The following is an 8,913-nucleotide window of genomic DNA, read 5'->3' on the forward strand; positions in this document are numbered from 1 at the left end:
CCTAGGAGATGAAATCATGAATATGAAGGAGTTTTCAAGTTTGGTTGGCTTGTCGTCACACACTCTTCGATACTATGAAAAAATAGGTTTACTCAAGAATATACAACGAAATAGAAGTGGGCACCGAGTATATACTTCGAAAGATTTGGGGTGGATTGAATTTGTGAAGCGCCTAAAAGAAACGGCTATGCCTCTCGAAGAAATTCTGGAGTATGCGCGGCTAAGGGAGTCAGGGGTAGATACTGTATTACAGCGTAAGGTGCTGCTAGAGCAACACAGAGAAAATTTGATAGCTCATATCGAGCAACAACAGTCACACCTTATTGCTTTAGAAGAAAAAATTAAACTTTATAATAATGGAAAAGTTCGTTGACTTAGAGTGAACTCTAACTTGTATGGTGTGCTTGTACTTACTAAATAGGAGCATACCAATGGACAAATCACGTTTTGATACCGGTCTCGAACTATTAACAAGCATTGATGGCGAAGCCGGAAAAAATGTTATCGAAAGTTTGCAAGATATCTGCCCTGATTTAGCCAGATATACAATAGAGTTTCCTTTCGGTGATATATATGCACGCACAGGGTTGGATGTAAAATCGCGAGAAATCGCAACGGTTGCCGCATTAACAGTACTAGGGAATTGTGCGCCTCAGCTTAAAGTTCATTTAAATGCAGCTCTTAACGTTGGTTGTAGTGAAGATGAGCTCAAAGAGGTTATATTACAAATGTCAGTTTATGCAGGTTTTCCGGCCGCTTTAAATGGTATGTTTGCTTTTAAGGAAGTGATCACCGAGCGTAAGGCATAACAAAGCATTTAAGAGTGATTCGCAACGCTTGGCAGTTTCGCTTCGCTCAAGTATAGCCAAGCGCCGCTCACACCTTAATGCGGCGTTAGTGCTTATCTATAGACGATGAACGGAGTTTGTTATGGCAAGACCGAAGACTAAGGAAGAGTTAATTCATCAAGCTGATGAGAGTTTTACAAAGCTATTTCGGTATATCGATTCAATGCCTGAAAGTGTGTTAAATACTGAGTTTGATTTTTCCAGTGATAAGGGTAAAAAGGAATTACATTGGGCCCGCGACCAAAACCTTCGAGATGTATTGATACATCTGTACGAATGGCATCAGTTGTTACTGAAATGGGTTAATTCAAACATGGCGGGACAGAAGGCCAGTTTTCTTCCTGAACCATACAATTGGAAAACATACGGCCAAATGAACATTGAATTTTGGCAAAAGCACCAAGAAACAGAGTTGTCGGCAGCAAAGCGATTGGTACAGGAAAGTCATAAAGCGTCGCTCGAGTTAGCTAATAGTTTTACTAATGAGGCACTTTTCACCAAACAGTATTTCGATTGGACCGGTACAACAACGTTAGGAAGTTACTGTGTATCTGCGATGCCAAGTCACTATGATTGGGCGTTAAAAAAGCTCCGGGCTCACGCAAAAATGCATTCGTAAAAAGTACGCACTAACAAAGCATTTAAGAGTGATTCGCAACGCTTGGCGTTTTCGCTTCGCTCAAGTATAGCCAAGCGCCGCTCACACCTTAATGCGGCGTTAGGCGACGGGCAGGAAAGTTCTTTGTTCTAATCTTCTTAATTCTCTTTAAGTATTCGTTTTTCTAAATCGGCAATTCAACATTGTCGGCTCAAATTCTTGAATCTCTCCAGCCGTAAAACATGCCAATATTCGTTGGTTGCCTCATTGGTTTTCACAGTCGCTTGGTTGTGAGTTTAACTGGCTCAAAGTGTGGAAAGGGCAAGTTAATCGTAGCTTTCGTTTTTGCTATTAGCCCGTAGCTGTTAGTTTCGCAGGTTCAAAAACTACTTAGTCGCTGCAAATTCGCATTTCGTGGTCGTTGGAACTTTGGCTGAAACATAGTGAGTTTTGTGGTTCTTGAGTCACAAAAAGTCAGTGGGTGTTTGGTTGCTTATTTGGTTTCGGGTAATCTACTTTCAAAACAACTTAAACAGTGGTGGAAAACTTCGCCTAACAAGGCGTTTAAGGCGGATTCACAACGCTTGGCGATTTCAGTTCAAGTCAGCTTAAGTGTTTAAGGTACAAGGGTTTTGGGTTTGGTGGTAGGCGTTGTTCACCTCTTAACGCGGCGTTATGTTTACTTGTATTTCAAAGGCTTAAAGGTCTTGGGCTCTAGTTCTTTGTCCCTCTGGCAATTCGTCCCTAGTAGACTCAGCAAATCCGCATTGTCGGTCTAAATTCTTGAATCTCTCAGCCCGTAAAACATGCCAATGTCCGCGGGTTGCTTCATTGTCAGGTCGTGGCGGTTGGCTTCTAGTTTAACTGGTTCAAAGTCGCTTCTAGGTTCTTAGTCAATTAGCATTTCGGCTTGGCAGTTGCCTCGGCAATTCAGCATTGTTTTGCGCTTTGGTTGGAAAGATAGTGAGCTCGTTGTTTCTTGGTCGGGTTGCCTCATTGGGTAGGGAAGTGGAATTATTCGTTTTTGGTTGGTCGTCTTTGGTGGCCAAGTCGGTTCTTACCTTGTGGTTTAGTTCAGAAAATTAGTCGGAATTCGCAGTTCTTTCTCAATTAAGTCAGTAACTTGTGGTAAAACATAACAAACAATTCAACAGTGATTCGCAACGCTTGGCGCTCTCACTTCGGGTTGAGTTTCGTGTTTACGGCGCAGTGGTTTAGTTCAGTGGCTGCGCTGCTCATACGTTAATTGGGCGTTATGTGAATACGAGTTCGTCATGAGTTCTGGAGGAAGAATGGGTAATAAGAAATTTGATATTATTGGTGCACCATTTAATCAACTTGGTTATTTAAAGACAGAAAAAAATACAGTTGAAGGGCTTCGCAGCACCGATGAATTTACTTGGTTAGCTTTAAGTAATTGGATAGATGTCCGTAACACTCGTTGGGGAATGGACATCAAAGATGTTGGCGATATAACTACAAATAAAAGTGTCAATGATGCTATTTTAAATGACCAAAATGAAAAGGCTTTAGGCATTTATTGTGACGAACTAAAGTCCAAATTATTGAATAGTTTCGAAGCTGGTAGAACTCCTATAACAATTGGAGGTGATCACTCTATCGCGGTCGGTACTGTGCAAGCAGCTTTAGAACATTATCAAAAAAATAAAAATGAAAGAGTAGCAGTTGTATGGGTTGACGCTCATGCGGATTGCAATAGCTCTCTTGATAGCAACCTTCATGGTAAGCCTCTAGCAATGTTAATGAACGAATATCGCCATAATGGTTGGTCAGTACCCACAGAGTCACAGTTGAGTTCTGACCAGGTCTTTTATATTGGTGTCCGAGACTTAATGCTTAATGAGTTTGAGTTTATTTCGAACTCCAGCGTTACAAACTACGATATGACCTACTTGGACACACATGGTATTCAAAGTGTATTAGCTGACTTAATGTCCAAAATTGATAGTCAATTTGATCGTGTATATTTGTCCTTTGACTACGATGCACTTGATGGCAGCATATTTCGGGCCTGTGCCACGCCTAATATCGGTGGTCTATCCGCACGCGAAGCATTGCACCTTGTCCATACAATAGCATCTAGTCCTAAGTTTATCGGAGCTGACTTTGTTGAATATATGCCTGAACTGGACGAAAAAAGTATTTCAAAAGAGTTGATGGTGAAACTAATTGATGCAGTTTGGGGCTTTCGCGCTTAAATTCACATAACAAACAATTTAAGAGTGACTCCTAACGCTTGGCAATTTCACTTCGGTTTGAATTTTGTGTTTACGGTGCAATGGTTTAGTTTGGGTGTCATAGCGTTGTCGCACCTTAATTGGGCGTTATGTTTTCGGAGGGAATATGAGTAGTTATAAGAAGCTATTCGAGTGTGTGAGACCTGACTTTATTTGTAATCTCACAGCGACTCGGATCGAAGAACAAGGAGTTCTGAAGCTTACTCTTCGAAGTGAACACGAAAATGTTGAACTCTATGGGTTTGAAGATTTGGCTGATTCAGTTAGTGATTTATTATCGTCTGAGCGTATAACAATCTCAGAAGAACTAGGTACTTATAAAGAGTTTGGCACAATACGAATTGAGTGTTGGGTAAATGAAAGTTACTCAGAGTATTGGTGTGATCGCGCGCATGTAGAACAAACATAACAAATTGCTTAAGAGTGATTCGCAACGCGTGGCACTTTTACCATGCGTCGGTTTTTGTGTTTAAGGTGGTCTGCAGAGGCTCGGGCATTGCGTTGCTCACACCTTAGCAAGGCGTTAACTGCACAGGAGGAAGTCGTGCAAGAAGAATATATGGAGTACTACGCAAATTTTGACGAGGAGAAGCGTCTTCTTTCACAAAATATTACGCGTATTGAGTTTGATACAACATTGAGTGTGTTGGAGCCTTATATCGAGCAAGCAAGTCATTTAACTGAGCTTGGTGCTGCGACTGGACGTTATTCTCTTCATTACGCACAACAAGGCGTTAATGTAACAGCGGTTGAGTTAGTCCCTGAACTAGTCGAACAACTCAATAGTAATGCAAAACGGCAGTCTTTGAGCTTATCTGTCCACGAAGCAAACGCAACAGACGTCAGCTTTATAGAGAATGATAGTCAAGATATCGTATTAATATTGGGACCGCTTTATCACATACAATCAAAATCAGACCGAGAGGCGGTGCTGAAAGAAGCTCATCGAGTTTTAAAACCAAAAGGGATTGTCGCGATAGCTTATATCAGCCGTTTCTTTGTTGCAGGTTTGTTAGCAAAAATGTCTAGCGATTTAGTTTCTCCAACTGTTTTAAGTGATTTAAATGAAAGTGGCTTAGTTACGTCACCTGACGTAGACCCATTTTTTAGAACTGGTTACTTTGCTAAACCGTCTGAAATTGAATCTCTAGCAGTTCACACGGGTTTTAGTGTCGAAAATCATGTTGCAACAGATGGTTATGTTCGTTTTATTGGTCAAGAGGTGAACCAACTTAGCGAGCTGCAGTATCAAGCTTGGTTGAAGTATCACCTTACTACATGTGCAGAGCCATCTTTGCTTGGTAGTAGTAACCATGGTTTAGTTATTGCGAAAAAGTGCACTTAGTATCAAGTTTGAAGTGCGACACTTTCTACAGATGCGCATGAATATACTCCGTTGGTGTTCTATACCCAAGTCTTTTACGTGGGCGCGTATTTAATTTGTGTGCAATTTCATTGCAGAGCTTCTGTGTTACGTGTGACATAGAAGTTCGTTTTGGTAAGTATTGTCGTATCAAGCCATTAGTGTTCTCATTAGTGCCTCGTTCCCATGAGTGGTATGGATTTGCAAAGTAAAACAGACAGTTATGATGTTTTTCTAATTGTGCATAACCATGAAACTCAGTGCCGTTATCCGCAGTTATCGTCTTAAAAGGTAAGTCAGAGCGGGTCATGATTTTGCTCATTCTTACGTTGAGCGACTCGCTTGTTCTATCGTCCATTTGCCCAATAAAAGTGTAACCAGTCATTCTGTCGACTAAAGTCACGATACAGTGTTTGGCTCCGCGGCCAACGACGGTATCAATTTCCCAATGACCAGGCTCTTTTCGATGCTCAGCTTTTGCTGGTCTTTCGGTAATATGACGCTTATTTGCCAGCCGTCCTCGACTGTCTTTTGAGTTGTATCTCTTACGCCTTTTCTTAGTGGATTGGCGTAGGTGTTTCCATAGGGTTCCACCGAGAGTTTTGTCGTTCCAAACATGCTGATAAATGAGCTCATGACTCATTGTCGGATAGCCTCTCATCCTTAAGTATCCGACGATTTGGTCAGGACTCCAATCCAGTCTCAGCAAGGCCTCAGGCAACCTAAAGTCGATTTCGCTGTAGCGCTTATTTCTGCGTGACCGGCGCAGCCGGTTACGAGCCATTTGTTGGGCTCTCCATGCCTGATAGGAGTACCTTTTAAAGTGTTTGTTGTATCGGGAGTTGCGTTCAATTTCTCGATAGATAGTGGCTTTGTGACGCCCCAGTTGTTTAGCTATTTTAGCGGTACTAATTCCTTGCTTTCTGAGCGCAGAAATCATATACCTTTCGTTCTCAGTGAGGTGTGTGTATTTCATGTTTTTTACTTCTTGGCGGGAGCAAAGTTCATGATTATCGCATCTCACTGTTTTTATGTTCAGAGGTGTCGCACTTCGTACTTGAATCCAAGCCTCATAACAAGGCGTTTAAGGCAGATTCCCAACGCTTGGCGTTCTGTATTCTAAGTTGGGTTTAGTGTCTACGGTGTATAGGTTTATGTTAGGTAGTTTAGCGTTGCTCACTACTTAACGCGGCGTTATAAATACCATCTACTTTTGAGTCTGGTGGTCCTTGGAAGAATACATATTCGAATGTGAGGGAGAGTACATTGAAGTTTTGGTTTGTAGGCGAAGCTATATGTTTGGTCTTTTATATCTACGTTTTTTCAGAGATTAACTATGATGTAACCCATAATTTTCTTTACTCTACTGTAGTAATGCTTGTATCTGCAGTCATTGTCTATTTAATGTTTGTTGTGAAATTTATTAGGGTACAGTCTCGAAATCAGACTCCTGTTGAAAGCAGTACATTCAAACAATATGGGCCTAAGAAAAACCTTTGGTATGAAAAATACTCGAAGTCAACAGTTGCTTTCTTATTATGGGTAGCAACAACTTTCTTACTTTCGACGATTGATCAAAGTATTGAGCTAGGTAAAAGAGTGACTACTGGTCTGAGCATACTTGAGTCAAAGTCAACGACTATTGGAAGATCTCGGGCAGCGTTAGTAGTGGTTTCTGATGACGGGAAAAGCATAACTTGTCGGGGATATTACAACCACATTATTGAGAAAAATCTGCCCGCTACAGTTAGCCTTATATATTCTAATACACTAATTGGCTTCGAGAAAATCAACTGCCAACTACATTTAGGCAAAGAGTAATTCTCTGTGTAGTGAGAATTTAAGCGGGATGCGTATTTATAACAAAGCGTTTAAGACGGATTCCCAACGCTCGGCATTTTCAGTTTGATTCAGCTTTAGTGTCTACGGCACAATGGTTTAGGTACGGTGGCGTGCGTTGCTCACCACTTAACGCGGCGTTATGTGCTCGGGGGATTAATGAGTAAGTTTAGATTGATTTTTTTATCATTGTTACCAGTTATTATCGTGGGAAAAGAATACTATCCTCGCTATCAGGAGGAGGAGCAGATGGAAGAACTTAAGGACCAATTCCAAGAACTGCTGTTCGATGAAGATGAGAAAGTCAGAGTTACTTCTATAAAAGTCGAAGAGAACGTCATTGCTTTGCGGGCTCATATTTCAAACGTAGAACTAAGTGCTAAGAATAAGGCTATGATTGCACAAAACTCTCAGAAAATATTACCAACCAAAATATGTAATAGCGTGAAATTAAGCACATGGTTATCGCAAGGTAAATGGGTTTCTGTAGATGTAGTAGCAAATGGTAGCAATCCCGTAACTAACGTCAGGATCACCAACGATAGTTGCACATAACAAAGCGTTTAAGGCAGATTCCCAACGCTTGGCGTTTAGTATTCAAAGTTGGGTTAAGTGTTTACGGTGTAAAGGTTTAGGTTAGTGGTAGGCGTTGCTCACTACTTAACGCGGCGTTATGTTTACTTGTATTTCAGTGGCTTAAAGCTTCTTCGCTCTCTTTTCTTGATCCCTTTGGCAGTTCGTTCGAGTTGACTCAGCAAATCCGCATTGTCAGCCCAAATTCGTGAGTTTCTCAACCCGTAAAACATGTCAATGTTCGCGGGTTGCTTCATTTGCAGGTCGTGGCGGTTGGTTTCATGTTTAACTGGCTTAAAGTCGCTTTGAGTGCATTTGCCAAGTAGCATCTCAGTTTGGCAGTTGCCTCGGCAATTTGCCATTGTTCAGCGCTTTGGTTGGAAAGAGAGGGCGTTTGTTGAACGTTTATCGGGTTGCCTCATTGGAAAGGGAAGTGGGTTTACTCGCGTGGTGTTTCGTGCATTTGGTGGTCAAGTGAGAACGAGCTTGTGATTTACTTCTTGAAATGCGCTCAACAAAGCAGTTCTTTGCCAATTAAATCAGTCGTTTGTGGTAAAACATAACAAACAATTTAAGAGGGATTCCCAACGCTTAGCACTTTTGTTTCTACTTCAACTTTAGTGGTTACGGTACAATGCTTTAGGTTGGGTGGTAGCGTTGCTCACCCCTTAATTGGGCGTTAGTTTTATGGAGGAAATATTGTGGAAACCTGGAAGTTATTGTTCTTTATACCTGCGTGTTTTGCGCTCAATATGACTCCGGGTCCAAACAATCTATTGTCCATGAACAATGCTCGTTGTTACGGTTTCAAGTCCGCTTTTATTGCTGGGCTTGGTCGTATTGCTGCATTCGCTGTAATGATTGCCTTGGCTGCTTCTGGCTTGGCAGTCGTGCTCTATGCTTCTGAGACTCTATTTCTAACGATTAAAATTGTGGGCGCGGCTTACTTGTTGTGGATTGCCTTTAATCTTTGGCGTTCGTAAGCAAGTCCTGTTTCTGAACTAGAAAACACTCGTAACCGATTAGGTTTAGCTAAACAAGAATTTTTGCTAGCCGCTGGTAATCCAAAGGCTATCTTAATCTTTACCGCCTTTCTACCACAGTTCGTCGATGTTTCAGCGAATGTAAATGAACAGTTCTTCGCTCTAGGGGTTACGTTCCTAGTTTTAGAAATGGGTGCAATATCGATTTATGCAATATTTGGAATGTACTTAAGGCAGTGGTTTACGAAGCCGAAAATGGCAAAGCGCTTCAATAGAGGTTGTGCTACTTTTTTGGCTATGTCTGGAGCAAGCTTGTTACTGAGTCGCCAGCAATAAAACTAACAAACTGTTCAAGAGGGATTCGCAACGCGTGGCATTTTTACTATGCGTTGGTTTTAGTGTTTAAGGTGGTTTGCGGTGGCTTCGGTATTGCGTTGCTCACCCCTTAACA

The 8,913-nt window shown here is 41.5% G+C and carries 9 protein-coding genes and 1 pseudogene; 8 read left to right on the forward strand and 2 right to left on the reverse strand.

Annotation, left to right across the window (positions count from 1 at the left end; all coding sequences use genetic code 11):
- Positions 1-16 precede the first annotated feature (16 nt).
- The 5 genes from OH458_RS21545 (at position 17) to OH458_RS21570 (ending at position 5,049) form a co-directional block, all read left to right on the forward strand.
- Positions 17-373 (forward strand): MerR family transcriptional regulator, encoded by a 357-nt coding sequence (locus tag OH458_RS21545; protein ID WP_269979805.1) that lies wholly within the window; start codon positions 17-19, stop codon positions 371-373.
- A gap of 58 nt (positions 374-431) precedes the next feature.
- Positions 432-809, forward strand: a complete 378-nt coding sequence (locus OH458_RS21550) for a carboxymuconolactone decarboxylase family protein (RefSeq protein WP_269979796.1) — start codon at positions 432-434, stop codon at positions 807-809.
- A 121-nt stretch (positions 810-930) separates the two neighbouring features.
- On the forward strand, positions 931-1,467 hold the full coding sequence (locus OH458_RS21555) for a ClbS/DfsB family four-helix bundle protein (RefSeq protein ID WP_269979797.1): 537 nt from the start codon (positions 931-933) through the stop codon (positions 1,465-1,467).
- 1,271 nt (positions 1,468-2,738) lie between these two features.
- Positions 2,739-3,665 (forward strand): arginase family protein, encoded by a 927-nt coding sequence (locus OH458_RS21560; protein WP_269979798.1) that lies wholly within the window; start codon positions 2,739-2,741, stop codon positions 3,663-3,665.
- 490 nt (positions 3,666-4,155) lie between these two features.
- Positions 4,156-5,049 carry a class I SAM-dependent methyltransferase gene (locus OH458_RS21570; protein WP_333482678.1) on the forward strand — a complete coding sequence of 298 codons (894 nt, stop codon included), beginning with the start codon at positions 4,156-4,158 and terminating at the stop codon, positions 5,047-5,049.
- A gap of 25 nt (positions 5,050-5,074) precedes the next feature.
- On the opposite strand, the gene OH458_RS21575 is transcribed toward OH458_RS21570, so the two are convergent.
- Positions 5,075-6,043: an IS30 family transposase gene (locus tag OH458_RS21575; RefSeq protein WP_269979801.1), complete on the reverse strand. Its 969-nt coding sequence runs from the start codon at positions 6,041-6,043 to the stop codon at positions 5,075-5,077.
- Between the two features lie 290 nt (positions 6,044-6,333).
- Here OH458_RS21575 and OH458_RS21580 point away from each other — a divergent pair, with 290 nt between their 5' ends.
- Positions 6,334-6,888 carry a hypothetical protein gene (locus OH458_RS21580; RefSeq protein ID WP_269979802.1) on the forward strand — a complete coding sequence of 185 codons (555 nt, stop codon included), beginning with the start codon at positions 6,334-6,336 and terminating at the stop codon, positions 6,886-6,888.
- Between the two features lie 267 nt (positions 6,889-7,155).
- Positions 7,156-7,461: a hypothetical protein gene (locus tag OH458_RS21585; protein WP_269979803.1), complete on the forward strand. Its 306-nt coding sequence runs from the start codon at positions 7,156-7,158 to the stop codon at positions 7,459-7,461.
- Positions 7,462-7,583: 122 nt separating this feature from the next.
- On the opposite strand, the gene OH458_RS21590 is transcribed toward OH458_RS21585, so the two are convergent.
- Positions 7,584-7,841, reverse strand: a complete 258-nt coding sequence (locus tag OH458_RS21590) for a hypothetical protein (protein WP_269979804.1) — start codon at positions 7,839-7,841, stop codon at positions 7,584-7,586.
- 339 nt (positions 7,842-8,180) lie between these two features.
- Between OH458_RS21590 and OH458_RS21595 the strand changes: the two are divergent.
- Positions 8,181-8,798, forward strand: a pseudogene (locus tag OH458_RS21595) (LysE family translocator).
- Positions 8,799-8,913: the final 115 nt, after the last annotated feature.

This window comes from Vibrio sp. MarTm2, from assembly GCF_027587055.1.
Classification (GTDB): Bacteria; Pseudomonadota; Gammaproteobacteria; order Enterobacterales; family Vibrionaceae; genus Vibrio; species Vibrio sinaloensis_D.

Coding starts and splice junctions, on each gene's coding strand:
- OH458_RS21550 (WP_269979796.1), top strand. CDS start 432: ATGGACAAATCACGTTTTGATACCGGTCTCGAACTATTAACAAGCATT.
- OH458_RS21585 (WP_269979803.1), top strand. CDS start 7,156: ATGGAAGAACTTAAGGACCAATTCCAAGAACTGCTGTTCGATGAAGAT.
- OH458_RS21590 (WP_269979804.1), bottom strand. CDS start 7,841: ATGGCAAATTGCCGAGGCAACTGCCAAACTGAGATGCTACTTGGCAAA.
- OH458_RS21555 (WP_269979797.1), top strand. CDS start 931: ATGGCAAGACCGAAGACTAAGGAAGAGTTAATTCATCAAGCTGATGAG.
- OH458_RS21575 (WP_269979801.1), bottom strand. CDS start 6,043: ATGAAATACACACACCTCACTGAGAACGAAAGGTATATGATTTCTGCG.
- OH458_RS21560 (WP_269979798.1), top strand. CDS start 2,739: ATGGGTAATAAGAAATTTGATATTATTGGTGCACCATTTAATCAACTT.
- OH458_RS21570 (WP_333482678.1), top strand. CDS start 4,156: ATGCGTCGGTTTTTGTGTTTAAGGTGGTCTGCAGAGGCTCGGGCATTG.
- OH458_RS21545 (WP_269979805.1), top strand. CDS start 17: ATGAATATGAAGGAGTTTTCAAGTTTGGTTGGCTTGTCGTCACACACT.